Below are 24,513 nucleotides of genomic sequence, written 5' to 3' on the forward strand. Positions count from 1 at the left end.
CCGATGGATTATCCGAAAAGTGTGCCCAGTGCCGGGTTGGTCAACGGCAGGTTCGTCGATGAGAACCCGCTGACCGGCACCCCGGGATCGCTGATTCCGGCGGACTGGGGGAACGGGGTGACCCAGGAGATTTTGAATGTCATCAAGGCGGCTGAACTGACGCCGGACGAGGTGAAGACTGACCAGTTGCTGCTGGCGATCCAGACCGTCGCTGCCAAAGGCTGGAATCAGGACCTGGCGTTGCCGCTCAATGCCCTGGCGTTGCCGACCGTGGCAACGGCCGACGCGCGTCTGGCGGTGACGCCGACCGCAGTTTCGACCAGTGGCGGCAGGGTATCGATCCCGGCGGGCGTGTACGTCAGCCTCGGCCAGGAAGTGCTGGCCGGGCAATTGGGTCGTTCGCGTACCTTCCAGACCAGTGCCTGGAGCAGCGCGGACTTGTTGCCCAGCTCGGGGTATTTCCTCAGGGCCCAAGTGATAGGTGGCGTGCTGACGTTCTACATGCAGCGCGGAACCGTCTATGACACGACTCCCGACTCGCTTAAAGGCGTCGTCAATGGCAGTGCCGGCGGCGGTTTCCAGTCGACGCCGCTGGATATGTGCGTGGCCTGGGTGGTTACCGGTGTACCGGGTACCGCACCTGTCGTGCGACAGATCTACAACCGGGCGCGCCTGAGCTGGAGCCAGACCTTGAATGGTTCGGGAACTGTCTTCCTGCCCCTCGACCCGCATGCCCGTGCTGCGCGTCTGGTCGCGGGCAACCCGACGCCGTCCGCCAGCGCTGTTACTTCCCTGGCATTCCCTCAGGCTGGTTGGCTGGGCGGTAACTATTGCTACTTGTCACCGGTTTCGCCCAACAGTTCGAACCATGCGGCAGGCTGGACGGACCCAGCGAATCCAACCCCTTGCAGCTTATTCACCAACAACGTGGTGGGCGATGTGACGGTTTCCTCATTGACCGCCAGCTTCGATCACAACCAATTGCGCTCCCTTTGGCAGGCTTATCAGGCGGAACACCTGTTGGGGGCTAACAACGCCGAAAGCGACGAGCTGTTGATGAGCATGGGCATCAAGACCCACCCGATCACCGATTACAGCGCCGGTATCGCCGTCAACTTTTCCAATGCCGTCAATCTTCAACTGTCCTGGGAACTGATCCGATGAGAGTCATTCAAGAGATGCATCAGTTTGAGGACGGCCTGCGTCCTGCACAGCCCTCCGTTGCCCATGACTGGGATGGGGAAAACTGGGTTCTGGACGCTGCGAAAGCAGTCCTGCTGGAGCAGCAGGAAACCGAGCGCCTGTGTGCCAGGGTCGATGCCATCGCCGACAGCGCCCGTGCCGCTTTGGTTGGTGATCCGCTCAAGGCCGCGGAGTATGCCCAGGCCGCCAGCGACGCCCAGGCTTTCAAGGAAGCCGGGTACCCGAAAAAGGCAGTGCCCCTCGCGGTAAGCGCCTGGGTGGTGAAAGGCCGTACCGCCAAGGCAGCGGCCGACCAGATTCTCGACAAGGCGGCCGAGCTCAACAGCAAGCTGCTCGCACTTCGCACGCTGCGATTGCAGGCAAAAGAGCGTATTCGGGCCCAGGCCGGCAAGGGCAAGCAGGATGCGGCAAAAGACACCTGCGAGGCAGCGATCCAGGCGATTGGCAAGGTTGTCAGTGGCTGAGTCGTGCCTTGCTGCAGGACATTCAGTGCACTCATGGCATAGGTGAGTGCCTTTACGTACGAGGCTCCCCGGTAAGCGGGATCGTAGGACAATGATATGGACTATCCAAAAAGTATTCCCAGTGTGGGGCTGGTCAATGGTTGGTTTGTCGACGAGAACCCGCTTCTCGGAACGCCAGGCTCCCTGATTCCTGCTGCCTGGGGCAACGGGGTGACGCAAGAGATCCTCAGCGTCATCAAGGCCGCCGGCCTAGCGCCGGACGAGGCAAAGAACGATCAACTGGCGTTGGCGATTGCCGCGCTGGTGGATTTCAACAAATTGAAAAACACCCCGACCACCTTGAGCGGTTATGGCATCACGGATGCCGGCGGGCGCCTGTTGGCGGTCAAGCAGTTCGACACCGTCGGCGTCACGGTTTATCGCCCCAGCCCCAAGGCCAGACGGATTCGTGTCCGACTGGTGGGGGCGGGCGGTTCCGGCGCCGGTTGTCCGCCGGTAGCGGCCACTTATCAAAGCCTGGGCGGTGGCGGAGGGGCTGGCGCCTATGCGGAGAGTCTTTACGACGTGACTCCGGAAATGTTGGCGGGTGTACCCATCACACTGGGTGCCGGTGGGGCCGCTCGAACCAGTATGGGGGCCGCGGGAGGCGCTGCGTCGTTTGGCAGCCTCATGAGCGCCGCAGGGGGAGGAGGGGGGCAGATTCTGACCTTCGTGTCGAACACCCCTGGATTTGTCCAGGGCGGCATGGGCGGCCAAGTCGTAACGGGTGGCAACCTTGCCAATGCGCGTGGTGCAACGGGTGGTTATGCGATGAGCAATCCCAATTGGGGTCTGCTTTCTGGATGGGGAGCCGCCAGCCCGTTCGATGGCGGCGGCCCCTTCAACGGGGTGAATGGCAATGGCAATGCGGGTCAGCGAGGTTCTGGCGGCAGCGGCAGCTGTTCGAGCCATCCATCTGCTTCGTATGTGAGTGGCTCCGGCGGCAACGCCTTTTGTGAAATCTGGGAGTACGAATAATGGCCCTCTATGCACGAGTCGAAGACGACGTTGTCGTCGAGCTGATCGAGACCGGTGGCTTCATGATTTCCCAGCTGTTTGCCGCGGATTTTCTGAGTTCGATGGTCGCTGTTCCTGAAGGCGTCGAGGTTGAGCTGGGGAAGCCGATCCACCTTCCTGGACAGGTTGCGTCGCTTTCCCCCGTGGTGGATGTGGCGACAGCAGTGGCGCTTGCTCCCGAAGTGCGAGTCAAGGCGACTGACGAGGATGCTCTGGTTCAGGAGCGCAACTGGCGTCAATCGATGCTATCGACCAGCCAATGGCTGGTGACCCGCCATCGCGATGAACAGGAGCTGGGGCGGGGCACGACGCTGACGGCGAAACAGTATCTGGAGTTGCTCGAGTATCGCCAGGCACTGCGCGATTGGCCGACATCCGATAGCTTTCCCGAGATGACCGCCCGACCGTCGATTCCAGCGTGGTCAGTGAGTTTTTTTCATACAGCCAATTGATCGAATGCTGCGTTCATTTCAAGTGGACCGGCAGCGTATTTATCTGTATCGCGCTCATCAATAAAAACGCCCGCTTCAAGCGGGCGTTTTTTATGGGCGCGCAGTTGGCCGCTTCATGATCCCGGTCCGCAGGTGGGCCAACAGAATTTATTATCAGGAGCAAGACCTTGGATTATCCAAAGAGTGTGCCCAGTGTAGGGCTGGTGAATGGAAGGTTTGTTGATGAAGACCCGCTGGCCGGTACGCCAGGTTCGCTTATTCCGGCAAGTTGGGGGAATAGCGTTACCCAAGAGATTCTCGGTGTAGTTCAGGCGGCGGGTATGACGCCGGACGAGGGGGCGAATGATCAACTGCTGGGTGCGTTGCAAAGTTCAAAACTTTTTTCTACACCTCCGCGCTTTGATGTAAGTCGTTCGGTCGCTACTCCAGAGTTTGTACAGCGCGCGCTGGGTAATTACTCCAGCGCTCGAGGAATATCGGAAAGCACGCAACTGACCGTTGCCGATGTCGGTTGTTCGATCGGCCTGGGTGGGACTACCGGTTATACCGTCACCCTACCGGATGTTTCGACTGTTCCAAATGGCGCAACCATCAGTTTGCATTGCCGTAATAGTGCAGTAGTTACCATTGCTAGCAAGAGTGGGGCGCAAATCAGCCCACAAGGGAATTTTCTGAATTCCATTGTGATGAGTAGTGGGGAAAGCGCAAATCTGGTTCGGGAGTCAGGTGTCTGGACCCTTTATGGTACGGCCAGTCTTAAATACTCAGCGTTGTATGGGGCGCAACTTTCGACAGCGGGTTATCAAAAATATCCGAGTGGCTTGATTGAACAATGGGTGATAGGTGGGTCTGACGCCAATGGAGTTATGTCCCTGTCATTACCCATAAAATTTCCCAATGCAATATTGGGAGGTATTGCAGACGAAGCATACCCAACCGGCTGGGGTGGGGCGAATGTCACGGTCTGGTCGTTTGATCTGAGTGCATCCAATACTTCAACAGCGGTTGCCCGTGTCAGATCGGTCGAAGTTGGGGTCATTAAAGTGGCCGCGGCTATATCCGGGCGAATTATTGTGTGGGGGCGATAATCATGAAGATTTATTTTTATGCAAAGACCCTTGGTTTTGATGTGGTCGCATTTTCCAATGATTCTCCGCCAGAGGGCGCAGTTGAGATTAGCCAGGCTGAATATGCCGAACTCTTTGCCGGGCAGGGCGTGGGCAAGCGGATTGCGGCCAATGACAACGGCGCGCCCATTCTTGTCGACCCTGCCGGCCCCTCGCCTGAACAATTGATTTCAATTGAACGCGCTTGGCGAGACGCGGAACTGCTCAAGACCGATGCGTCGGTCGCCCGGCACCGCGATGAACTGGAGTCTCAAGCCGTCACCACCTTGTCCGATGCCGACTACAACGCCCTGCAAGCCTATCGCTGCGATCTGCGCAGCTGGCCAAAATCTCGCAAGTTTCCTGCCGTCACGGATCGACCCGTGCTGCGAATGACTTCCGGTACTACGGGAGCGACGGTGAAAAGAAAGAGGGTGAGAAAACCGGTGCAGGTGACCGAGTCCGTTTGAGTTTGTCGGTTCCGTGTTGGGCTTTGCCGAACGCTGAAATTTTTTATGTTTGATTTGTAAGAGAGCTAGACAGTGGACTACCCAAAGAGTGTGCCGAGTGCTGGTTTGGTAAACGGAAAGTTTGTCGATGAAAATCCGATCGCTGGAACGCCAGGATCTCTGATCCCCGCGAGTTGGGGGAATGCGGTCACTCAAGAGATTGTTAATGCAATCGATGCGGCAGGAATGTCTCCTGTGGAGAATCAGAATAATCAACTGACGCTGGCCATCAAAGAACTGGCCAAGCTGGATCCGTTGCAAGCATTTCCGGTTCAGGTCTATCGAAAGAATCATGTGATTAATGGGAACTTCGATATTTGGCAGCGTGGGCCCGCTAACCAGGGGACCAATATTGGAGGATATGTTGCAGATCGGTTTCGTTGTGACTGGAACGGCAATGCTGGAGTCAATATTTCGCGTCAGAACTTTACTTTGGGACAAAAAGAAGTTCCCAATGAACCGCGATTTTTTCTACGTTGGCAGCAAGTCACGGCCGGTGCAGGGGCCAATACACATAAGATTTCTCAATATATTGAGTCTGTCAGAACTCTAACCGGAAAGCAGGCAACCGTGACTTTCTGGGCGAAAGCCGATGCAGAGAGAAACATCACGGTGACAGTCACCCAGTTTTTTGGTGGTGGTTCGGAATCTGTGGTCACGACGGTGGGGGTATTTAAGTTGACCAGTGCATGGACGCGTTATACAGCGACTGTGAAAATCCCATCGATTGCAGGCAAAGTCCTGGGCGGTGCGGAGAACGACTCTCTTAGGTTGGCCTTCGATTTGCCATTGAATGTCCTGCAAACAATCGATCTGGCGCAAATTCAACTTGAAGAAGGCGCGATTTCAACGCCTTTTGAATTTAGAACTCCCGCCGATGAGTTGATACTGTGTCAACGTTATTACGAGAAGACACTCAGACAGGACATTCAGCCAGGCGACACATCAAGTTCTGTTGCTGGGGCTCTTGTATCAATAGTCAAGCAAGGGCAGGCAGGCTTCTCTTCTCAACCTTTGGCACAGTGGTCTTTCAAGGTAGAAAAAAGAACGACTCCCAGCATTGCCCTGTACAGGATCTCGCAAAGCGGAACTGTTGGTCAGTGGCGCTCCGGGAGCGATGCGATTTCGTCAGGCAATGCGCGTCCCTATTCAGTCTCTACACGAGGGGCCTGGGTGGATAATTCGGATGTGGCAGTGGCACCTCAGACCTATTACATCCATGCAACGGCAGATGCCGAACTATAGGGATAAAACCATATGAGCTATCAACTGACCGCTAATGGGGTCTATCGCCTTGCCGATTCGGTTTTTATTCCAGAAGACTTGGCTAACCGCGATTGGGCTGCCTATTTGCAATGGCTGAGCTTTGGGGGAGAACCCAAACCGATCACGATCAATACCGAATCGGAGGGGGCTGAGCGTGTTTGGCGTGATTCGCAGCTTCTACAAACCGATGGCATTGTCGCGAGGCATCGGGATGAATTGGAGGCAGGGGTCGATACAACGATATCAACGGCTGACTATGAGAACTTGCAAGCCTATCGCCGGGCTTTGCGTAGCTGGCCGGAGTCCTCAGATTTTCCTTCTGTTGTCGCAAGACCTTTTCTCAATATCAGTTTGATTTCTGCTCTTGCTGTATCGACTGCAGAAGCTTCTGCTCAGAAGGCCGAGGCGATTGAAAGGGCCTGGCGCAGCAAGATGCTGGAGTCTACCCAGTGGTTGGTTATTCGCGATAACGAAGAACTGGAAATGGGTGAAGGGACGACGCTGAATACCGAGCAGTTCAAGGAGTTGCTGGCTTACAGGCAGGCGTTGCGAGACTGGCCATCAGCCATCGGTTTTCCAGATGCAGAACATCGACCGGTCGAGCCAAGCTGGCTTGAAAGTGTCTTTCAGGAACATCAATGAATTCGTTTGTCAGGAGCGTCCTCGCTATAGATGAGGTGGAATGGAATGCCCATCACTATTGAAATGATTCAACGCATCATGCCCAACGCCCGCTCCCAAGCGGGCGTTTTTGTTTCTGCGCTCAACACCGCCATGGCGCACCGCTATATCAACACCCCCAAACGCATGGCCGCCTTCCTTGCGCAGGTCGGTCATGAGTCGGGGCAGTTGCGTTATGTGCGGGAGCTGGGCAATGACCAGTACCTGAGCAAATACGACACCGGCAGCCTGGCGGCTCGTCTGGGCAATACCCCGGAGGCCGATGGCGACGGCCAGAAATACCGGGGCCGTGGTCTGATCCAGGTCACCGGTCGTGACAACTACCGGCAATGCAGCCTCGGACTGTTCGGTGACGAACGTTTGCTGGCATTGCCGCAATTGCTGGAACAGCCGCAGTGGGCCGCCGAGTCGGCCGCCTGGTTCTGGCAGCAGAACGGCCTCAACGAACTGGCCGACCGCGACCAGTTCAACAGCATCACCCGCCGGATCAACGGCGGCTTGAACGGGCTGGAGGATCGTCTGCAGCTCTGGGCGCGGGCGCGGGAGGTGTTATGCCAGCCTTCGGCCTGATGCCGCTGTCTTACCGGGCAATGGCTATCGTCGTGCTGCTGGCCGTGGTGGCTGGCGTTGCGGGGATGCTGGCCTGGCAGGTCCAGGATTGGCGTTTTGGCCGGCAACTGGCGGAGCAGGCCAGGCTGCACGGTGAAGCGCTGAATCAGCTGAACCTGGCGGCCGCTGCCCGGCAGCGGGACGAACAGGACAAACGCCTGGCCCTGGAGCAACAGCTGCAAGCCAGCGACCAAACCCATTCTCGAGCCTTGAGCGATGCACAACGTGATCAAGGTCGCCTGCGCGACCGTCTTGCCACTGCTGATCTGCGCCTGTCAGTCCTCCTCGACGCCCATGACAGTGGCGCCGGCTGCACAGTGCCAGCCACCGCCACCACCGGCGGCCTGGTTCATGGAGCCCCACGAGCCCGACTTGACCCGGCGCATGCTCAACGAATTGTCGGCATCACCGATGCCGGCGACCGGGGGCTGATCGCCCTACAGGCCTGTCAGGCCTACGTCAGGGCGTTGAACCGCTAAACATTTTGATCCGCTGCGTGCCTTGCAAGCGCGTATCGCTCGTGTACGGTAAGACCTCCGCCAGCCCGATCAGGAGAGGACCGTGAACGAAATCACCCAGCTTGCCGCTGAACTTGGCAGGCGCTTGCAGGTTCTGAACACCCATGTCACTACAGCCGAATCTTGCACCGGTGGCGGGATTGCCGAGGCCATCACCCGTATTCCGGGGAGTTCGGCCTGGTTCGAGGCGGGTTATGTGACCTATTCCAATCGGCAGAAGACCCAGCAACTGGGGGTGCCGGAAGCGCTTTTCGCTTCCGTCGGCGCGGTCAGTCGCGAGGTGGTCGAGGCGATGGTGCGGGGTGCGCAGGACAAAAGCCGGGCGCGTTTTGCCGTGGCGGTCAGCGGCGTGGCCGGTCCGGATGGCGGCTCGCCGCAGAAACCAGTGGGCACCGTATGGCTGGCCTGGGGCGTCGGAGAGGCGGTAACGGCCGAGTGCCGACACTTTGCCGGAAATCGGGACGAAGTCCGCCGACAAACGGTGAAGGCCGCGCTAGAGGGCTTGCTGCAACATGCTGCGGCAGAAATCTCAAAACAGGGGTAGGCGATCCACGAACGCTGTGGAATAATACTGGCTACTTATACAGGTGTTGGCCGTCAGGCCTTATTGATTACGTGAGGACTTTAATGGACGACAACAAGAAGAAAGCCTTGGCTGCGGCCCTGGGTCAGATCGAACGTCAATTCGGCAAGGGTGCCGTAATGCGTATGGGCGATCACGACCGCCAGGCGATCCCGGCCATTTCCACTGGCTCTCTGGGTCTGGACATCGCACTCGGCATCGGCGGCCTGCCAAAAGGCCGTATTGTTGAAATCTACGGTCCGGAATCGTCCGGTAAAACCACCCTGACCCTGTCCGTGATTGCCCAGGCACAGAAGATGGGCGCCACCTGCGCCTTCGTCGACGCCGAGCACGCGCTGGACCCGGAATACGCCGGCAAACTGGGGGTCAACGTTGACGACCTGCTGGTTTCCCAGCCGGACACCGGCGAACAGGCACTGGAAATTACCGACATGCTGGTGCGTTCCAATGCCATCGACGTGATCGTGATCGACTCCGTGGCGGCGCTGGTACCCAAGGCCGAGATCGAAGGCGAGATGGGCGACATGCACGTAGGCCTGCAGGCTCGCCTGATGTCCCAGGCGCTGCGCAAGATCACCGGTAACATCAAGAACGCCAACTGCCTGGTGATCTTCATCAACCAGATCCGTATGAAAATCGGCGTGATGTTCGGCAGTCCGGAAACCACCACCGGTGGTAACGCGCTGAAGTTCTACGCCTCGGTTCGTCTGGATATCCGTCGTACTGGCGCGGTGAAGGAAGGCGATGAAGTCGTCGGTAGCGAAACCCGGGTCAAGATCGTCAAGAACAAGGTGGCTCCACCGTTCCGTCAGGCTGAATTCCAGATCCTGTACGGCAAGGGTATCTACCTGAACGGCGAGATCATCGATCTGGGCGTGCTGCACGGTTTCCTCGAGAAATCCGGTGCCTGGTACAGCTACCAGGGCAACAAGATCGGTCAGGGCAAGGCCAACTCGGCCAAGTTCCTGCAGGACAATCCAGAAATCGGCAATGCCCTCGAGAAGCAGATCCGCGACAAGCTGCTGGCTCCAACCGCTGATGTCAAAGTTTCGCCGGTCAACGAGACCATCGATGACATGGCTGACGCGGATATCTGATCGATCCGATGACCGCCGTACTCGATACCCTCGTCGCGGTGCGGCGAACCGCAATGGACCTGCTCGCGCGACGCGAGCATGGTCGAGTCGAGCTGACGCGTAAACTGCGTCAGCGCGGCGCCTCTCCCGAGATGATCGAAACAACCCTTGACCGTTTGACGGAAGAGGGGCTGTTATCCGAATCCCGTTACCTTGAAAGTTTCGTTTCCTATCGTGCCCGTTCCGGCTACGGCCCCATGCGTATTCGCGAAGAGCTCAGCCAGCGCGGTTTGCAGCGTGCCGATATCGAACTCGCCTTGCGTGAGAGTGGGATCGACTGGCAAGCGCAGCTGGAAGACGTCTGGCGGCGCAAGTTCGCCGGGCATTTCCCGATAGATGCCAAGGAGCGTGCCAGGCAAGGCCGCTTTTTGGGGTATCGGGGATATTCGATGGACATGATCGGCCGCTTGTTGAGCGGCCGAAGGGTGGACGACTGACCTCTAGGGCCCGCGAGTCGAATGCGCGGGCCGCTGCAATTGCGCTCAAGTGACCTTGATCGGTTCTCTGCTACGTTGTGGCGCCCTGGCCTGATTCATCGCCCAGTTTTCCGGCAAATTGATGAAGTCGATCAGTTCGCGCAGGCGACCATTGTCGCGGGCGTTGAAGGTGAACGACAGGCGTGCCAGATGGCTGAACTCCGGTTCGTTGTGTTCCTCCACATTGTAAGCATGTTGATGGAAGTGGTCGCTCAGGCACAGGTCGGCAAAAGCCGTCTGCATCTGCTCGAGCGCCGGTTCGCTGAGCTTGTGATTCATGCGAATGACAAATTGATGTTTCAGCCAGCGACTGGAGTGGAAGTTGCTGTAGAACTGGTTGATTTCCTCCACCGCCTCCTCGGTGTTGTGCACCAGGCGCACCAGCTTCATGTCGGTTGGCAGGATATAGCGGTTGTTCTCGAGCTGGTTGTGGATAAAGTCCAGCGCCCCTTGCCAGAAGGTCCCTCCTGGGACATCCAGCAGCACCACCGGTACCAGCGGGCTCTTGCCAGTCTGGATCAGGGTCAGTACTTCCAGCGCCTCATCGAGCGTGCCAAAGCCACCCGGGCATAACACCAGGGCATCGGCTTCCTTGACGAAGAACAGCTTGCGGGTAAAGAAGAAGTGGAAGGACAGCAGGTTCTCTGTGCCGTCCACCGTTGGGTTCGCATGCTGTTCGAAGGGCAGGGTGATATTGAACCCCAGGCTGTGATCGCGACCGGCACCTTCGTGGGCCGCGGCCATGATGCCGCCACCGGCGCCAGTGATGACCATCAGGTCGGAGCGGGCCAGGGCTGCGCCCAGTTCTCGCGCCAGGCCATACAGCGGATGCTCGATCGGCGTGCGTGCGGAGCCGAATACCGTCACCTTGCGCCGCCCCTTGAACTGTTCCAGTACGCGGAAAGCATGTTCCAGTTCGCGCAGGGCCTGCAGGGTGATTTTCGCGTTCCAGCGGTTGAGATCGTCCTGGGCCATGCGCAGGACGGTGAGAATCATGTCGCGATAAAGAGGGATGTTAGGGCTGTTGGGGGCGATCAGGTTGAGTTGTTCTTCGACCTTGCTGAGGTCGATACCGTTGCTCTGAAAATGACGACTGAGGATGTCATTCGGTTCGTAAGGCATTCAACTTCTCCTTCTGCACAGAACCTTTGACACGAACGAAGCATTCGTTGGCGTCACGACACGGCATGTGTCGCTGTCAGCCCGGTATCGGCGGCTGATTCGTCAGGGTGGAAAAACCCTGTCGTGGCCTGCGGGCCATTCATACAGGTTCTGCTATTCCTTGATTTAGAAAGCATGTGCACTGCAAGACGCGCTTGGGCAGCCTCCGGATCCACCCAGGAAAATTCAGCATGAACACTTTGAAATCTAGACCTTCATGATGATTCGCGCTGACTTGATCATGGTCCTTGAAAGTCGGGGCTGGCAATCACTTATTGCCGGGGGCGTGCGGTGTTTTCACCGCCTGTCTGAACGCGTGCCGCCCGGTGGAGGCTCTGATTTACTAAGTTACAGCGCCAGCAAGACAGCTTGGCGTCAATGGGCAGGATGCACAGGTCGGGGTTGCCGCGCAGGTAATGGCGAGTGGGGGCACGGAGGCTGGTCATGCACAAAGTTGTACTGGATATAGATGCGCAGCTGTATCAACTGCTGAAGTCAGCGGCAGACGCCAATCATCTGACTCTTGAAGAGGAATGCCGACGCCGGCTTGAAGGTGGGGAGCGCCGTTCGAGCTATTTGCAGGCCCTGTTGGCGGAGCTGCGGGCCGATGATCAACAGCGGCACGCAGCAGGGCACTGAATCACTTTTTCTTCTTCGTCGGGGCCGGGCAGTCCGACTCCTGGAAGCGCGCCGAAGCGACTGGGCGGTTGGTGCGGTTTTCGGTGAATTCGTAGCGCATGATTGCGCCCTTGGCCATCAGCTTGCGGTAGTTCGGGTCACGACAAACGCTGGCACCCAGTTGCAGGTACACCGCCTTGGGGTTGGCGCGCATTTTTTCAGCATGTTCGGCCTGGACGCTGAGGTGGTTGATCAGCTCCTTGCCTTCGACGGTATAACCCTGGTCGAGGATGTTCTCGTTGACTTCCCGAGGCGTGCCGACGTTACTTTCCTCGGCGGTTTTCTGCAGGGTCTTGTTCAGTTCGAAGTCTTGCAGCGATGCAGCCTGAGCACTGAACGGCAAGGCCAGCAGAAGGGCGGCGGTGGGAACGATAAAGCGCAACATGAAACTCTCCTGGTTCAGTGACTGATGCTTCGACCAGCCATGCGACTGTGCGTTCAGTGGCGGCGAATTATAGGGGAGCGAGGGTAGGCGGTACAGGTTTGAGCAGAGAGCTCTGATAAACTTGTGCGAATTTTCAGCTTTCTGAGTTCCTTTCGTGTCGATTCCTTCTTTCTGTCAGGGCGGCTTCTAATGAGTCATGCCGTTTCCCGCCTGCGTGCCCAGCGTCTTGCCCGTGCTGTCAGACCTTTTACTGCCCGTGGTTCCCGGGCGGAACGCTGTGCGGGCTGTCGGGTGATTCCCAGCCACTGCCTGTGTGCCTGGCGTCCCAAGGTTTCCGCGCAGTCGGCGATGTGCCTGATCATGCATGACGTCGAACCCATGAAGCCGAGCAATACCGGCTGGCTGATCGCCGATGTCATAGAAGACACCCTGGCGTTCCCCTGGTCACGGACGGAGGTCGACCCACAATTGCTGGCCTTGCTGGCCGATCCTCAGTGGCAGCCTTATGTGGTGTTCCCCGGAGAGTTCGTCGCGCCACAACGGGTGGTGAGCGAAGTCCGCCTGGAGGCGGGCAAGCGCCCGTTGTTTATCCTGCTGGATGCGACCTGGAGCGAAGCGCGCAAGATGTTTCGCAAGAGCCCTTATCTAGAACACTTGCCGGTATTGAGCCTGGAGCCCGAGCAGTTGTCGCGCTACAAGCTGCGGCGTTCCAAGCGCGATGACCATTTCTGTACCGCGGAGGTTGCGGCACTGTGCCTGGAGTTGGCCGCGGACCGGCAGGCTGGCGAAGTGCTGGATGCTTATCTGGATGTGTTCAGTACCCATTATCTGTCGGCCAAGTTCCAGCTTGAGATCGACCCTGATGATGAGACGCACACGCGCCTCAAGCCTTTCCTGTAAGACCTGAGGCAAGGGGCTGGAGTTTTTCCAGCCAGGGTTGCACCACCAGCATCCCGCTTAGCACCGAGGCACCGCGCAGGGCGTGGCTTTGCATGATGGCACTCTTATTAGTTAGCAAGCTAAGATGCCGCCAGGCCCGAAGCTTGACCACCCCGGCTTCGCTGGGCATGCTTGGCGCCGATTAGGGCGCGACCGATCTTTGAAACGCCGAATTTATGGGCTCTTGGCGTTGATCATGCTCTTTGGGTGCAGCATTCTGGCTGACACCTGTGTTGCCTTGGCGAGGACCGAATGCATCGGTTCTCCCATAAAAAACAGGATCATTTGAAAAATGGCCACATACGAAATCCTGATTGCCGATGACCACCCCCTCTTTCGTAGCGCACTGCATCAAGCGCTGACCCTGGGCCTCGGCCCGGATGTCCGTCTGGTGGAAGTGGCGAGCATTGCCGAACTGGAAGCCCGCCTGACCGAAAAAGCCGATTGGGACCTGGTGCTGCTGGACCTGAATATGCCTGGCGCTTACGGCTTCTCCGGCCTGGTGCTGTTGCGCGGTCAGTACCCGCAGATTCCGGTGGTGATGGTGTCGGCACAGGAAGAAGCATCCGTGATGGTGCGCTCACGCGAATTTGGCGCCAGCGGATTTATTCCCAAGTCCAGTTCTCTCGAAGTCATTCAACAGGCCGTGCGCAGCGTGCTCGACGGTGACGTCTGGTGGCCGCCGCAGGCTTTCGAACAAGTCAGCGTCTGCGCCGAGGCCAAGGCGGCCAGCGAAGGCCTGGCGAGCCTGACGCCACAACAGTTCCGCGTGCTGACCATGGTCTGCGAGGGGTTGCTGAACAAACAGATCGCTTATGAACTGAGCGTTTCGGAAGCGACTATCAAGGCCCACGTGACGGCGATCTTCCGTAAGCTGGGGGTGCGTACCCGCACTCAGGCGGCGCTGCTCCTGCAACAGCTTGAGTCAATTTCCAGCCAGTAACTGGCTCTTTCTTCACGCTTTTTTGACTTTGGTTGAACTAGCTTTCCCATTCCTTATTGCTCTAGTTGCCTATTTATGTCGCCTTTCAAAGGTCAAACCGGTCTTAAACGCATCCTCAATGCCTCGGGATACTCCCTCGATGGCTTGCGGGCCGCCTTCACTGGCGAAGCAGCATTCCGTCAGTTGGTGCTGCTCAACGTGATTCTGATCCCTGTGTCTTTCCTGCTGAATGTCAGCCGGGTCGAACGGGCGTTGCTGATCGCGGTCTGCCTGTTGGCGTTGATTGTCGAATTGCTCAATTCGGCGGTCGAGGCGGCGATCGACCGCATCTCCCTGGATCGCCATCCACTGTCGAAAAATGCCAAGGACATGGGCAGCGCCGCACAACTCGTGGCCTTGAGCATGATTACCGTGGTCTGGGCCGTGATCCTGATCTAGGTCTGTACGAAAAGTGGCTGCATGCTGGGCACCTCCGGCGCTACGCAAAAACAGGCTCGTGCGCGAGTCCGATCGGAATGCTCATGTAGGCCCCTACAGTCGGGCGCGACCCCGGCCGTTCCTCGCCTGTTTTTGCCTTGCCTGACCTTCGCTCGCTGACTTTTCGTACAGACCTTAGGGAATGCTCGGCAGCACGATCTCGTCGCTGCGCTGTACCCCGGCGGTAAAGGCGCGGCAGAGTTCGAGGAACTCGCGCATCGCCGAGGTCTGGTACTTCTGTTTGTGCCAGATGAAGTAGAACTGCCGGGCCAGGTCCAGGTCCGGCGTCTCTACCGGGACCAGGCTGCCACGGCGGAAGGCGTCGCGCAGCGCCAGTCTGGAAATGCAGCCAATCCCCAACCCCGACTCCACCGCGCGCTTGATCGCTTCGGTGTGTTCCAGTTCGAGCCTGACATTCAGCGCGCTACGGTGATGACGCATGGCCTGGTCGAAGGTCAGTCGGGTGCCAGAGCCTTGTTCGCGCAGAATCCAGGCTTCGTGGGTCAGCTCTTCCATGCTCGCGTGGCCGCGCTTGGCCAAGGGGTGCTGCGGGGCGCAGAACACCACCAGTTCATCCTCGACCCAGGTTTGCACTTCGATGTCCGGGTGGCTGCAGTCGCCTTCGATTAGACCCAGGTCAATTTCGTAGTGGGCGACCTGCTGCACGATATGCGCGGTGTTCTGCACATGAAGTTTGACCTGGCTCTCGGGGTGGACCTGCATGAAGCTGCCGATCAACAGGGTCGCCAGGTAATTGCCGATGGTCAGGGTCGCGCCCACCGATAATGAGCCGAAGCCGGATTTGCCATTGAGCAGGTCTTCGATTTCCTTGGCCTGGTCCAGCAACGCCACCGCCTGCGGTAGCAGCTGTTTGCCCAGGGCGTTGAGGCTCAGGCGTTTGCCGGCGCGATCGAACAGTTGGCAACTGGATTGCCGTTCGAGCTCGGTGATCGACGTGCTCGCCGCGGATTGGGAAAGGGCCAGCAGGCCGGCAGCACGAGAAACGCTCTCTTGCTGGGCGACGGCGACGAATACTTGCAGTTGACGGAGAGTGAATCGCATATCGATATAACCGATAACCCTTATCTTAATAATCCAGTTAACAGATATTGTCGTCGCCATTAGAATGCTGTGCAATTGCGCTCGGCTCGCCTGTCGCAGAGCATGCGCTGATCACTTTCCAGGAGTCCCCCGTACATGAGCAACATGAACCACGAGCGTGTCCTCAGTGTTCACCACTGGAACGACACTCTGTTCAGCTTCAAGTGCACCCGCGATCCGGGCCTGCGCTTCGAGAACGGTCAGTTCGTGATGATCGGCCTGCAACAACCCAACGGCCGCCCGCTTATGCGCGCTTACTCGATTGCCAGCCCGAACTGGGAAGAGCATCTCGAGTTCTTCAGCATCAAGGTTCCCGATGGTCCGCTGACTTCCCAACTGCAGCATTTGAAGGAAGGCGACGAGATCATCATCAGCAAGAAGCCTACCGGTACCCTGGTGCTGGATGACTTGAAGCCTGGCAAACACCTGTACTTGCTCAGCACCGGCACCGGCCTGGCGCCGTTCATGAGCGTCATCCAGGATCCGGAAACCTACGAGCGTTTCGAAAAAGTGATCCTGTGCCACGGCGTGCGTTACGTCAACGAAGTCGCCTACCGCGAGTTCATCACCGAGCACCTGCCGCAGAACGAGTTCTTCGGCGAAGCGCTGCGTGAAAAACTGATCTACTACCCGACCGTGACCCGCGAGCCGTTCGAGAACGAAGGCCGCCTGACCGACCTGATGCGCAGCGGCAAGCTGTTCAGCGACATCGGCCTGCCGCCGATCAACCCGCAGGACGACCGCGCCATGCTGTGCGGCAGCCCGAGCATGCTCGAGGAGACCAGCGAAGTACTCAACAGCTTCGGCCTGACCGTTTCGCCACGCATGCGCGAGCCGGGCGACTACCTGATCGAGCGCGCCTTCGTCGAGAAGTAAGCGACTCGCCGCACAGAAAAAAGCCCGCGTTGCCTGAGAAGGCAGCGCGGGCTTTTTCGTTTCCGGCTACCGGTCAGCGCGCGGGAACCACTTCCAGGACCTGGATCAGGCCCGGCTGCGGGTAGTGCCAACGCACGTCCAGGTCCCAGAACTGCGCGCCGTATTCACGCTCTGGAGTGGGTGTCTGGTAGGCCGGGCGCGGGTCCTGGGCCAGGCATTGTTCGATCAGCTCCACCAGCGGCTCCTGCAGGCGGCGAGCGTGCGCATGGGCCTGTTGCAGGGCATTGTCGCTCCACTGCACCGGAATCAGCTCCGGCGCCGCGCTGGCGATGCTATTGCTCGCGCTGTCGATGATGTCGGCGTAGGGCACGTAGGGCTTGATATCGAGAACCGGCGTGCCGTCCAGCAGGTCGATGCCGGAGATCCACAGGCGATCGGCCTCGACCCTGTCCAGCTTGACCACCGACTGGCCGATACCGTTGGGCCTGTGGGTGGCGCGGGTGGCGAATACGCCCATGGACTTGTTGCCGCCCAGGCGTGGCGGGCGAACCTTGAGCCGCGGTTTGTCTTCCAGCGCCTGGTGAAACAGGAACAACAACCAGACGTGGCTGACCTGTTCCAGGCCCTGCACCGCATCACCCTGGTCGAAGGGCGCCACCAACTCCAGCACGCCACGGGCCGCCGGGGCCAGTTGTGGCTGGCGTGGGATGGCGAACTTTTCCTTGAAGCAGGAGCGCACGAAGCCGATGGGGGAAACGCTGTAGGTCATGGTCTGGGGTCGAGACGGGGCAGGGGCCGCCATGATAACCCGCGTTGACCTGTAGCCGCTGCCGCAGGCTGCGGCTACAGGTGGAGTCAGAGGCTGAAGCCACCGTCCAATGGAATGATATTCCCGGTCATATAGGCCCCGGCGGTGCTCGCCAGGCTGATGGCCAGGGCGGCCATCTCTTCCTCGCGACCCCAGCGTTTCATCGGGATCAGCGCCGTATCCTCGGCCAGGGCTTGCTCGTCGTTGCCGATATGCTGGGTCATCTTGCTCGGAAAGCGCCCGGGGGCGATCACGTTGACGTTGATGTGCTGGCTGACCAGTTCGCGGGCGAGGATCCGCGACAACTGGTGCAGCGCCGCCTTGCTCGGGCCATGGGCGTACGCCTGTTCGCCAAAAGAGGAGATCCCGGCCACCGAGCCGATATTGATGATGCGCGCCGGATTGGCCGCGGAGCCTGCCTTGCGCAATAGCGGCAGGAATTGCTGGATGCAGCTGAACACCGAGGTCACGTTCAATTGCATGACTTTTTCCCAGCCCTTGACCGGGTAGCTTTCCAGCGGTGCGCCCCAGGTGGTGCCGGCGTTGTTCACCAGGATATCCAGTTGATCGACCTGGGCTTCGAGACGGGAGACGAGTTGCTGGATGCCTTCTTCGCTCGCCAGGTTGGCGGACAGGGCGTGGCAGCTGCCCAGGGCCCCGAGCTCCGTCGCGGTCTGTTGGCAGGCCTCGGCATCACGGGCGCAGACATAGACAGTGGCGCCGGCCTCGACAAAGGCCTTGGCGATCATCTTGCCGATGCCGCGGGTGCCGCCGGTCACCAGGGCGGTACGGCCTTGCAGGGAAAAGTAGGGATGCATGGCGAATCCTGAGGGCTGAGGGTCAGTGCATACCCTAGTCGTCAGTCGCGATGAGCGGAGCCATTATTGTGCGGGGGAATGAAGGGTCATGCATGGCGGTGGCCGAGGGTGGCCACCGCCGATCGAGGGGCAATCAGCCGCGAATGCGCAGGGTCAGGCCCTTGAGGAAGTTGCGCAGCAACTGGTCGCCGCACGGGCGGTAGTTGGTGTGGCCGAACTTGCGGAACAGCGCGCTCAGCTCGGGCTTGGACACCGGGAAATCGGCGGCCTTGAGGATGGCGTGCATGTCGTCTTCCTTCAGCTCGAAAGCGACCCGCAACTTCTTCAGGATGATGTTGTTGGTCACTGGCAGTTCGATCGGCAGCGGCGGACGGCTTTCGTCCTTGCCACGCTTGAAGATCACCAGGCCGTCGAGGAAGTGCGCCATGACCTCGTCCGGGCAATGCACGAAACCTTCTTCCTCGTCCTTTTTCAAGTAGCCGACGATGTCGTTCAGGCTCACTTCAAAGCCGGTGAGCTTGATGATCTCGACGACCTTCTTGTCGCTGATGTCGAGCATGTAGCGCACGCTGCGCAGTAGATCGTTATGAATCATGTCTACAGTCCTGGTCTGTTCACGTTGAGCGCCGCAGGCAAGCGCGGCGTCTGAATGGGGGGCGGCCTAGAATTTCTCTTTGGCGGACAGGTAGCGCCATTGCCCGACCAGTACCTTGCCGATGGAAACCCCACCGATACGGATGCGGCGAATGGCGACGACCTTCAGGCCTACCGCTTCGCAGAGCTGGGCGATCACGCCCGGTTGCGGGTTCTTCATGGCGAAGCGCAGGCGGTTTTCGTTCTGCCAGCTGGCCTTGACCGGCGGCAGTTCCCGACCTTTGTAAGTCAGGCCGTGGTTCAGGCGGTTGAGGCCGTGGGCGACCATCTCGCCTTCCACCTCGACCACGTATTCCTGCTCGATCTTGGCCGCGTCGGCGGTCAGCTTGCGCAGGATCTTCCAGTCCTGGGTGAACACCAGCAGGCCGCTGGCGTTGGCTTGCAGGTCGGCGCTGGCGGTCAGGCGCAGGAAGTGGCCCTTGAGCGGCCGTTTGCCGAAGCGGTGTTCCTCGGACAGGCTGGCGGCGCCCAGCGACTGCATGGCACTGTCGACGTCCTGGCCGGCCGGTACGTTCAGCAGCAGGGTCACCGGCTCCGGCGCGGTGGCCTTGGCTTGCGGGTCGAGCTCGACTTTCTGGGTGTCGACCTTGAACTGCGGCTCGTCGATGACCTCGCCATCCACGGTGACCCAGCCGCCCTCGATGAACAGCTCAGCCTCCCGGCGGGAGCAGCCGACGAGTTCGATGAGGCGTTTGGAGAGACGAATCGGGTCAGTCATGACAGGGGCCGTAACAAAAGGGGGCAGGCATTGTACCTGCCCGGCGCCGGTTAATCGCGGGTCCATTTGCCCGCTGTGGCTTTTAGCCGCGCAGTGCCTGCTGCTGGGGCTGCTTCAAACGCATGTGCAGCAGCGGGTAGGGCTGGCCCATGCCGTCGTGCTCGGAGCGGCCGACAATCTCGAAGCCCTGCTTGAAGTAGAAGCCCAGGGCTTGCGGGTTCTGCTCGTTGACGTCCAGCTCGTCGGCGTTCAGGTGTTCGATGGCGTACCTGAGCAATTGCTTGCCCAGGCCCTGGCCGCGATGCTTGGGATCGATGAAGAGCATTTCGATCTTGCCGGCGGCGACCCCGGCGAAGCCGGTGATGTGCTGGCGCTGATCCCGGGTGCAGATCAGCATCACCGCATCCAGATAGCGGTTCAGCACCAGGTTTCTCAGCAGTTCGATGTAGCTGTCCGGCAGGAAGTCGTGGGTGGCGCGTACCGAGGCCTCCCAGACTCGGGCCAGCTCCGGGTAGTCGCTGTGTTTCGGGGTATGGATGACCGAATGATGGCGCATGCCGCCTGCTCCTGTGTTGTGACGCATCCGTGGTCCTGAGCAAACGATAGACGTAAAAAAGCCCCGCATCTCGCGAAGAGAGCGGGGCTTTGCGGTTTTTTACGCTTTACAGGACTTCGGCCCACAGGTCGTATTCGTCGGCGTCGGTCACCCGGCACCGGACCTTGTCGCCTGGCTTGAGGTCGCCGGCACCGTCGATGAACACGTTGCCGTCGATTTCCGGGGCGTCGAAGAAGCAGCGGCCCACGGCGCCCTGTTCGTCGACTTCATCGATCAGCACTTCGATTTCCTTGCCGATGCGCTGTTGCAGGCGCGCCGAGCTGATTTCCTGCTGGTGCGCCATGAAGCGCTCCCAACGGTCCTGCTTGACCTCATCCGGGACCACTTCCAGGTCCAGGTCGTTGGCCGGCGCGCCTTCCACCGGTGAGTACTGGAAGCAGCCGACGCGGTCGAGCTGGGCTTCGGTCAGCCAGTCGAGCAGGTACTGGAAGTCTTCTTCGGTTTCGCCGGGGAAGCCGACGATGAAGGTCGAGCGGATGATCAGCTCGGGGCAGATCTGGCGCCAGTTCTTGATCCGGGCCAGGGTCTTGTCTTCGAAGGCTGGGCGTTTCATGGCCTTGAGCACTTTCGGGCTGGCGTGCTGGAACGGGATGTCCAGGTACGGCAGGATCTTGCCGGCGGCCATCAGCGGGATCAGCTCGTCGACGTGCGGATACGGGTAGACGTAGTGCAGGCGGACCCAGACGCCCAGGGTGCTGAGGGCTTCGCACAGTTCGGTCATGCGGGTTTTCACCGGCGCGCCATTCCAGAAACCGGTGCGGTACTTGACGTCGACACCGTAGGCGCTGGTGTCCTGGGAGATCACCAGCAGTTCCTTGACCCCGGACTTGACCAGGCGCTGGGCCTCGTCCAATACATCGCCCACCGGGCGGCTGACCAGCTTGCCGCGCATCGACGGGATGATGCAGAAGCTGCAGCTGTGGTTGCAGCCTTCGGAAATCTTCAGGTACGCGTAGTGGCGCGGGGTCAGCTTGATGCCTTGTGGCGGTACCAGGTCGATCAGCGGGTTGTGGTCCTGTTTCGGCGGCACCACTTCGTGCACCGCGCTGACCACTTGCTCGTACTGCTGCGGACCGGTCACGGCCAGCACGCTCGGGTGTACGTCGCGGATATTGCCTTCTTCCACGCCCATGCAGCCGGTGACGATGACTTTGCCGTTTTCCTTGATGGCTTCGCCGATCACTTCCAGGGATTCGGCCTTGGCCGAGTCGATGAAACCGCAGGTGTTGACCACCACGACGTCGGCGTCCTGGTAGGTGGACACCACGTCATAACCTTCCATACGCAGTTGCGTGAGGATGCGCTCGGAATCGACCAGCGCTTTCGGGCAACCCAGGGAAACGAAGCCGACCTTGGGGTTGGCTGGCGCGGTAGGGGTGGACATGTCTAACCTCGGTATAGGTGTCGGGCCGCTCGGCAATCTGGATAAAACCGCTGGCGACGGATGGGCGCTAGGGGCGCCTCTGATCAAAAAGTGCGCAATTCTAGCGATGGCCGGCGCACTTGACCAGCTTTATGCAGGGAAATACGACGAGTGCTGCGCTATGCTTCGCGCCGTTGCGCCCGGGTGGATTCTTACTAGTCAACAGAACGTCTGTAACTGTAGGTAAAAGGGCGCATGCTGCATGGGCATTCGCGAGAGTCTTGCAAGCTTAGCGTTGTCTTGAATGTCATGCCTTTTATAAGAAGCCCCGATCTGGGTAGTAGGAGTGGTGGATGGGTCAGGCAAGTAGTCAGGCAGTAGGTCACGAGCATTCCAGGGCCAGGCCCCTGGGAATGCTGGTGGCGGCGGTCGGGGTGGTTTATGGCGACATCGGGACCAGCCCGCTTTATACCTTGAAGGAGGTATTCGCGGGGCATTACGGGGTTCCGGTCAACCACGACGGTGTATTCGGCATTCTTGCATTGATCTTCTGGTCGCTGATCTGGGTGGTCTCGATCAAATACGTGTTGTTCATTCTGCGGGCCGATAACCAGGGCGAGGGCGGCATCATGGCCTTGACCGCCCTGGCCCGGCGGGCGTCGACGCCCTATCCGAGGCTGCGGGTGGTTCTGGTCATCCTGGGCCTGATCGGCGCGGCCTTGTTCTATGGCGACAGCATGATCACCCCGGCGATTTCCGTACTGTCGGCGGTAGAGGGGCTGGAGATTGCCTTCGATGGGCTCGAGCACTGGGTCGTACCGATGGCGCTGGTCATACTGGTGGCGCTGTTTCTGATCCAGAAACACGGCACCGATCGCATCGGCAAGCTGTTCGGGCCGGTGATGGTCCTGTGGTTCGCGACCCTGGGCGGGCTGGGGATCTACGGCATCGCCCAGCATCCGGAAGTGTTGCAGGCGCTGAACCCGGTCTGGGGCGTGCGGTTCTTCATCGTGCATCCGGGCATGGGGGTGGCCATCCTGGGCGCGGTGGTACTGGCATTGACCGGTGCCGAGGCGCTGTACGCCGACATGGGCCACTTCGGCCGCAAGCCGATCGCCCGCGCCTGGTTCGCCCTGGTACTGCCGGCGCTGGTGCTCAACTATTTCGGTCAGGGTGCCTTGCTCCTGGAGAACCCGGAAGCGGCGCGTAACCCGTTCTATCTGCTGGCACCGAGCTGGGCCCTGATCCCGCTGGTGGTGCTGGCGACCCTGGCCACCGTGATCGCCTCCCAGGCGGTGATTTCCGGCGCGTTCTCCCTGACCCGCCAGGCGATCCAGCTGGGTTATATCCCGCGTATGTACATCCAGCACACTTCCAGCGCGGAGCAGGGGCAGATCTACATCGGCGCGGTGAACTGGGCGCTGATGGTCGGTGTGATCCTCCTGGTGCTGGGCTTCGAGTCCTCAGGCGCCCTGGCTTCGGCCTACGGCGTGGCGGTGACCGGGACCATGCTGATCACCAGTATCCTGGTGTCGGCGGTGATGCTGCTGCTGTGGAAGTGGTCGCCGGTGCTGACGGTGCCGATCCTGCTGGGCTTCCTGCTGGTGGACGGGCTGTTCTTCGCCGCCAACGTGCCGAAAATCGTCCAGGGCGGTGCTTTCCCGGTAGTGGCGGGGATTGTGCTGTTCGCCCTGATGACCACCTGGAAGCGCGGCAAGGAACTGTTGATGGACCGCCTCGGCGAGGGCGCGTTGCCGCTACCGATCTTTATCAACAGCATCCGTGTGCAGCCGCCGCATCGGGTCCAGGGCACCGCGGTGTTCCTCACTGCACGCTCCGACGCCGTGCCCCACGCGCTGTTGCACAACCTGTTGCATAACCAGGTGCTGCACGAGCAAGTGGTGTTGCTGACCGTGGTCTATGAAGATATCCCGCGGGTGCCGACGCAACGCCGCTTCGAGGTGGATTCCTATGGCGAAGGTTTCTTCCGGGTGATCCTGCACTTCGGTTTCACCGACGAGCCGGACGTGCCTGAAGCGCTGAAACTGTGCCATCTGGACGAGCTGGACTTCAGCCCGATGCGCACCACCTACTTCCTCAGCCGCGAGACGGTCATCACCTCCAAGATCGTCGGCATGGCGCGTTGGCGCGAGACGCTGTTCGCCTTCATGCTCAAGAACGCCAACGGCAACCTGCGCTTCTTCAAGCTGCCGGTGAACCGGGTGATCGAGCTGGGTACGCAGATCGAGATGTAAGCAGCGGCGATGACAGAAGCCCCCGTCACCTTCGCGGTGACGGGGGCTTTTTTGTTGTGCCCTGTAGACGAGCTTGCTCGCGAAAAACTCAAACACAGCGCATTTCTTCAATGCCTGCGCGTTATCGTTGACCATCTTCGCGAGCAAGCTCGCTCCTACAGGAGAGCGGCGGTGCCGGCTGCGGGTTTTAAGGCCTGATCTTTGGGCGAGCCGGTCATGGGGTCAGCGCTTGCACCACATCGTCAATCACCGCCTTGCCCATGGCCGTCAGGTAATGCGCGGCCCAGGCGTGGCGGTCGCTGTCTTTGCTGTAGGCGGCGTCCTCGGTAAAGGCCTTGGCCAGGAACAGCAGGTCGGAGGCTTGGGCCAGGGCGTCGCCAATCGGCACACCGGCGCTGACGTGGAACAGCGGCTGGTCCGAGCGGTAGATGAAAGGGGTGAGGCCGATCGTTTTCAGTCCACGAGGTGTAGGCGGATCTGTTTTGTTCATGGTCTTGCTCCTTGGTTTGAGGAGCTGCCACGTTCGTTTCCACGCGAATGGGTGGCAGCTGTACGCAGGTTGGAAAACCGGGAACCAAGGAAACCGGCAGACCCGAAGGTCTCCCACGCACAGCCGCCATAACTCAGCATCGCAGGCGTAAAAAGTCGTCTGCAATCGCAAT

General features: G+C 59.6%; 29 protein-coding genes. 19 read left to right on the forward strand and 10 right to left on the reverse strand.

Going from position 1 to position 24,513, the window contains the following annotated elements:
* The first annotated feature begins 3 nt into the window (after positions 1-3).
* From IF690_RS07005 to recX, 13 genes are all read left to right on the forward strand, one after another.
* Positions 4-1,164 (forward strand): phage tail protein, encoded by a 1,161-nt coding sequence (locus tag IF690_RS07005; protein WP_202699512.1) that lies wholly within the window; start codon positions 4-6, stop codon positions 1,162-1,164.
* Positions 1,161-1,667, forward strand: coding sequence for a phage tail protein (locus tag IF690_RS07010; RefSeq protein ID WP_202699513.1), 507 nt, complete (start codon positions 1,161-1,163; stop codon positions 1,665-1,667). Before IF690_RS07005 ends, IF690_RS07010 begins: the two co-directional genes overlap by 4 nt.
* 96 nt (positions 1,668-1,763) lie before the next feature.
* Entirely contained in the window at positions 1,764-2,684 is a 921-nt protein-coding gene (locus tag IF690_RS07015) for a glycine-rich domain-containing protein (RefSeq protein ID WP_202699514.1), read from the forward strand.
* Complete coding sequence (locus IF690_RS07020; RefSeq protein ID WP_202699515.1) at positions 2,684-3,175, forward strand: phage tail assembly chaperone; 492 nt, start codon at positions 2,684-2,686, stop codon at positions 3,173-3,175. Before IF690_RS07015 ends, IF690_RS07020 begins: the two co-directional genes overlap by 1 nt.
* A gap of 167 nt (positions 3,176-3,342) precedes the next feature.
* Positions 3,343-4,263: a gp53-like domain-containing protein gene (locus tag IF690_RS07025; RefSeq protein ID WP_202699516.1), complete on the forward strand. Its 921-nt coding sequence runs from the start codon at positions 3,343-3,345 to the stop codon at positions 4,261-4,263.
* Positions 4,264-4,265: 2 nt separating this feature from the next.
* On the forward strand, positions 4,266-4,751 hold the full coding sequence (locus tag IF690_RS07030; protein WP_202699517.1) for a tail fiber assembly protein: 486 nt from the start codon (positions 4,266-4,268) through the stop codon (positions 4,749-4,751).
* A 72-nt stretch (positions 4,752-4,823) separates the two neighbouring features.
* Positions 4,824-6,035 carry a carbohydrate-binding protein CenC gene (locus tag IF690_RS07035; RefSeq protein ID WP_202699518.1) on the forward strand — a complete coding sequence of 404 codons (1,212 nt, stop codon included), beginning with the start codon at positions 4,824-4,826 and terminating at the stop codon, positions 6,033-6,035.
* 12 nt (positions 6,036-6,047) lie between these two features.
* The gene (locus IF690_RS29265; protein ID WP_502710166.1) at positions 6,048-6,698 is read left to right on the forward strand and encodes a phage tail assembly chaperone; all 651 of its coding nucleotides are present in this window, start codon (positions 6,048-6,050) and stop codon (positions 6,696-6,698) included.
* A 45-nt stretch (positions 6,699-6,743) separates the two neighbouring features.
* A complete protein-coding gene (locus IF690_RS07050) occupies positions 6,744-7,307 on the forward strand; it encodes a glycoside hydrolase family 19 protein (RefSeq protein ID WP_202699519.1) in 564 nt (187 codons plus the stop codon).
* A complete protein-coding gene (locus IF690_RS07055) occupies positions 7,289-7,825 on the forward strand; it encodes a lysis system spanin subunit (RefSeq protein WP_202699520.1) in 537 nt (178 codons plus the stop codon). The genes IF690_RS07050 and IF690_RS07055 overlap by 19 nt, the downstream gene beginning before the upstream one ends.
* Positions 7,826-7,907: 82 nt before the next feature.
* Positions 7,908-8,408, forward strand: a complete 501-nt coding sequence (locus tag IF690_RS07060) for a CinA family protein (protein ID WP_202699521.1) — start codon at positions 7,908-7,910, stop codon at positions 8,406-8,408.
* 83 nt (positions 8,409-8,491) lie between these two features.
* A complete protein-coding gene (gene recA / locus IF690_RS07065) occupies positions 8,492-9,544 on the forward strand; it encodes a recombinase RecA (protein ID WP_202699522.1) in 1,053 nt (350 codons plus the stop codon).
* Positions 9,545-9,552: 8 nt separating this feature from the next.
* On the forward strand, positions 9,553-10,020 hold the full coding sequence (gene recX, locus IF690_RS07070) for a recombination regulator RecX (protein WP_202699523.1): 468 nt from the start codon (positions 9,553-9,555) through the stop codon (positions 10,018-10,020).
* A 45-nt stretch (positions 10,021-10,065) separates the two neighbouring features.
* Here the strand turns inward: recX and IF690_RS07075 are convergent, their stop codons facing one another.
* Complete coding sequence (locus IF690_RS07075) at positions 10,066-11,181, reverse strand: LOG family protein (RefSeq protein WP_202699524.1); 1,116 nt, start codon at positions 11,179-11,181, stop codon at positions 10,066-10,068.
* A gap of 483 nt (positions 11,182-11,664) precedes the next feature.
* On the opposite strand from IF690_RS07075, the gene IF690_RS07080 reads away from it, so the two are divergent.
* Positions 11,665-11,859, forward strand: a complete 195-nt coding sequence (locus IF690_RS07080) for a hypothetical protein (protein ID WP_025806685.1) — start codon at positions 11,665-11,667, stop codon at positions 11,857-11,859.
* 1 nt (position 11,860) lies between these two features.
* Here the strand turns inward: IF690_RS07080 and IF690_RS07085 are convergent, their stop codons facing one another.
* Positions 11,861-12,283, reverse strand: a complete 423-nt coding sequence (locus IF690_RS07085) for a PA3611 family quorum-sensing-regulated virulence factor (RefSeq protein ID WP_009042441.1) — start codon at positions 12,281-12,283, stop codon at positions 11,861-11,863.
* Positions 12,284-12,472: 189 nt separating this feature from the next.
* Here IF690_RS07085 and IF690_RS07090 point away from each other — a divergent pair, with 189 nt between their 5' ends.
* From IF690_RS07090 to IF690_RS07100, 3 genes are all read left to right on the forward strand, one after another.
* Positions 12,473-13,183, forward strand: coding sequence for a tRNA-uridine aminocarboxypropyltransferase (locus IF690_RS07090; RefSeq protein ID WP_202699525.1), 711 nt, complete (start codon positions 12,473-12,475; stop codon positions 13,181-13,183).
* A gap of 331 nt (positions 13,184-13,514) precedes the next feature.
* The gene (gene erdR / locus IF690_RS07095) at positions 13,515-14,165 is read left to right on the forward strand and encodes a response regulator transcription factor ErdR (RefSeq protein ID WP_202699526.1); all 651 of its coding nucleotides are present in this window, start codon (positions 13,515-13,517) and stop codon (positions 14,163-14,165) included.
* 75 nt (positions 14,166-14,240) lie between these two features.
* Positions 14,241-14,603 (forward strand): diacylglycerol kinase, encoded by a 363-nt coding sequence (locus IF690_RS07100; protein ID WP_096373215.1) that lies wholly within the window; start codon positions 14,241-14,243, stop codon positions 14,601-14,603.
* Between the two features lie 174 nt (positions 14,604-14,777).
* On the opposite strand, the gene IF690_RS07105 is transcribed toward IF690_RS07100, so the two are convergent.
* Positions 14,778-15,704 (reverse strand): LysR family transcriptional regulator, encoded by a 927-nt coding sequence (locus tag IF690_RS07105; RefSeq protein ID WP_202699527.1) that lies wholly within the window; start codon positions 15,702-15,704, stop codon positions 14,778-14,780.
* 135 nt (positions 15,705-15,839) lie between these two features.
* Between IF690_RS07105 and fpr the strand changes: the two genes are divergently transcribed.
* Positions 15,840-16,619: a ferredoxin-NADP reductase gene (fpr, locus tag IF690_RS07110; protein ID WP_009047333.1), complete on the forward strand. Its 780-nt coding sequence runs from the start codon at positions 15,840-15,842 to the stop codon at positions 16,617-16,619.
* A gap of 73 nt (positions 16,620-16,692) precedes the next feature.
* On the opposite strand, the gene tsaA is transcribed toward fpr, so the two are convergent.
* From tsaA to rimO, 6 genes are all read right to left on the reverse strand, one after another.
* Complete coding sequence (gene tsaA / locus IF690_RS07115) at positions 16,693-17,388, reverse strand: tRNA (N6-threonylcarbamoyladenosine(37)-N6)-methyltransferase TrmO (protein WP_202699528.1); 696 nt, start codon at positions 17,386-17,388, stop codon at positions 16,693-16,695.
* 86 nt (positions 17,389-17,474) lie between these two features.
* Positions 17,475-18,245: an SDR family oxidoreductase gene (locus tag IF690_RS07120; RefSeq protein ID WP_202699529.1), complete on the reverse strand. Its 771-nt coding sequence runs from the start codon at positions 18,243-18,245 to the stop codon at positions 17,475-17,477.
* Positions 18,246-18,378: 133 nt separating this feature from the next.
* A complete protein-coding gene (locus IF690_RS07125; protein WP_023969844.1) occupies positions 18,379-18,840 on the reverse strand; it encodes a YehS family protein in 462 nt (153 codons plus the stop codon).
* Between the two features lie 66 nt (positions 18,841-18,906).
* Complete coding sequence (locus tag IF690_RS07130) at positions 18,907-19,617, reverse strand: rRNA pseudouridine synthase (RefSeq protein ID WP_202699530.1); 711 nt, start codon at positions 19,615-19,617, stop codon at positions 18,907-18,909.
* 82 nt (positions 19,618-19,699) lie between these two features.
* Positions 19,700-20,173 (reverse strand): GNAT family N-acetyltransferase, encoded by a 474-nt coding sequence (locus IF690_RS07135; RefSeq protein ID WP_202699531.1) that lies wholly within the window; start codon positions 20,171-20,173, stop codon positions 19,700-19,702.
* A 106-nt stretch (positions 20,174-20,279) separates the two neighbouring features.
* Complete coding sequence (rimO, locus tag IF690_RS07140) at positions 20,280-21,617, reverse strand: 30S ribosomal protein S12 methylthiotransferase RimO (protein WP_202699532.1); 1,338 nt, start codon at positions 21,615-21,617, stop codon at positions 20,280-20,282.
* A gap of 332 nt (positions 21,618-21,949) precedes the next feature.
* Between rimO and IF690_RS07145 the strand changes: the two genes are divergently transcribed.
* On the forward strand, positions 21,950-23,851 hold the full coding sequence (locus IF690_RS07145; protein WP_202699533.1) for a potassium transporter Kup: 1,902 nt from the start codon (positions 21,950-21,952) through the stop codon (positions 23,849-23,851).
* Between the two features lie 214 nt (positions 23,852-24,065).
* Here the strand turns inward: IF690_RS07145 and IF690_RS07150 are convergent, their stop codons facing one another.
* Entirely contained in the window at positions 24,066-24,341 is a 276-nt protein-coding gene (locus tag IF690_RS07150; protein ID WP_202699534.1) for a DUF3077 domain-containing protein, read from the reverse strand.
* Positions 24,342-24,513: the final 172 nt, after the last annotated feature.

Source organism: Pseudomonas sp. SK3(2021), assembly GCF_016772375.1.
In the GTDB taxonomy this organism is placed as follows: Bacteria; Pseudomonadota; Gammaproteobacteria; order Pseudomonadales; family Pseudomonadaceae; genus Aquipseudomonas; species Aquipseudomonas chlororaphis_I.

Excerpts from the sequence above, each read along its gene's own strand:
- tsaA (WP_202699528.1), bottom strand. The coding sequence starts at position 17,388 with ATGACCTACAGCGTTTCCCCCATCGGCTTCGTGCGCTCCTGCTTCAAG.
- IF690_RS07125 (WP_023969844.1), bottom strand. The coding sequence starts at position 18,840 with ATGATTCATAACGATCTACTGCGCAGCGTGCGCTACATGCTCGACATC.
- IF690_RS07075 (WP_202699524.1), bottom strand. The coding sequence starts at position 11,181 with ATGCCTTACGAACCGAATGACATCCTCAGTCGTCATTTTCAGAGCAAC.
- IF690_RS07105 (WP_202699527.1), bottom strand. The coding sequence starts at position 15,704 with ATGCGATTCACTCTCCGTCAACTGCAAGTATTCGTCGCCGTCGCCCAG.
- IF690_RS07100 (WP_096373215.1), top strand. The coding sequence starts at position 14,241 with ATGTCGCCTTTCAAAGGTCAAACCGGTCTTAAACGCATCCTCAATGCC.
- IF690_RS07030 (WP_202699517.1), top strand. The coding sequence starts at position 4,266 with ATGAAGATTTATTTTTATGCAAAGACCCTTGGTTTTGATGTGGTCGCA.
- IF690_RS07010 (WP_202699513.1), top strand. The coding sequence starts at position 1,161 with ATGAGAGTCATTCAAGAGATGCATCAGTTTGAGGACGGCCTGCGTCCT.
- rimO (WP_202699532.1), bottom strand. The coding sequence starts at position 21,617 with ATGTCCACCCCTACCGCGCCAGCCAACCCCAAGGTCGGCTTCGTTTCC.
- IF690_RS07055 (WP_202699520.1), top strand. The coding sequence starts at position 7,289 with ATGCCAGCCTTCGGCCTGATGCCGCTGTCTTACCGGGCAATGGCTATC.
- IF690_RS07135 (WP_202699531.1), bottom strand. The coding sequence starts at position 20,173 with ATGCGCCATCATTCGGTCATCCATACCCCGAAACACAGCGACTACCCG.
- IF690_RS07005 (WP_202699512.1), top strand. The coding sequence starts at position 4 with ATGGATTATCCGAAAAGTGTGCCCAGTGCCGGGTTGGTCAACGGCAGG.
- recA (WP_202699522.1), top strand. The coding sequence starts at position 8,492 with ATGGACGACAACAAGAAGAAAGCCTTGGCTGCGGCCCTGGGTCAGATC.
- IF690_RS07130 (WP_202699530.1), bottom strand. The coding sequence starts at position 19,617 with ATGACTGACCCGATTCGTCTCTCCAAACGCCTCATCGAACTCGTCGGC.
- IF690_RS29265 (WP_502710166.1), top strand. The coding sequence starts at position 6,048 with ATGAGCTATCAACTGACCGCTAATGGGGTCTATCGCCTTGCCGATTCG.
- IF690_RS07120 (WP_202699529.1), bottom strand. The coding sequence starts at position 18,245 with ATGCATCCCTACTTTTCCCTGCAAGGCCGTACCGCCCTGGTGACCGGC.
- erdR (WP_202699526.1), top strand. The coding sequence starts at position 13,515 with ATGGCCACATACGAAATCCTGATTGCCGATGACCACCCCCTCTTTCGT.
- IF690_RS07085 (WP_009042441.1), bottom strand. The coding sequence starts at position 12,283 with ATGTTGCGCTTTATCGTTCCCACCGCCGCCCTTCTGCTGGCCTTGCCG.
- recX (WP_202699523.1), top strand. The coding sequence starts at position 9,553 with ATGACCGCCGTACTCGATACCCTCGTCGCGGTGCGGCGAACCGCAATG.
- IF690_RS07090 (WP_202699525.1), top strand. The coding sequence starts at position 12,473 with ATGAGTCATGCCGTTTCCCGCCTGCGTGCCCAGCGTCTTGCCCGTGCT.
- IF690_RS07145 (WP_202699533.1), top strand. The coding sequence starts at position 21,950 with ATGGGTCAGGCAAGTAGTCAGGCAGTAGGTCACGAGCATTCCAGGGCC.
- IF690_RS07020 (WP_202699515.1), top strand. The coding sequence starts at position 2,684 with ATGGCCCTCTATGCACGAGTCGAAGACGACGTTGTCGTCGAGCTGATC.
- IF690_RS07050 (WP_202699519.1), top strand. The coding sequence starts at position 6,744 with ATGCCCATCACTATTGAAATGATTCAACGCATCATGCCCAACGCCCGC.
- IF690_RS07015 (WP_202699514.1), top strand. The coding sequence starts at position 1,764 with ATGGACTATCCAAAAAGTATTCCCAGTGTGGGGCTGGTCAATGGTTGG.
- fpr (WP_009047333.1), top strand. The coding sequence starts at position 15,840 with ATGAGCAACATGAACCACGAGCGTGTCCTCAGTGTTCACCACTGGAAC.
- IF690_RS07150 (WP_202699534.1), bottom strand. The coding sequence starts at position 24,341 with ATGAACAAAACAGATCCGCCTACACCTCGTGGACTGAAAACGATCGGC.
- IF690_RS07080 (WP_025806685.1), top strand. The coding sequence starts at position 11,665 with ATGCACAAAGTTGTACTGGATATAGATGCGCAGCTGTATCAACTGCTG.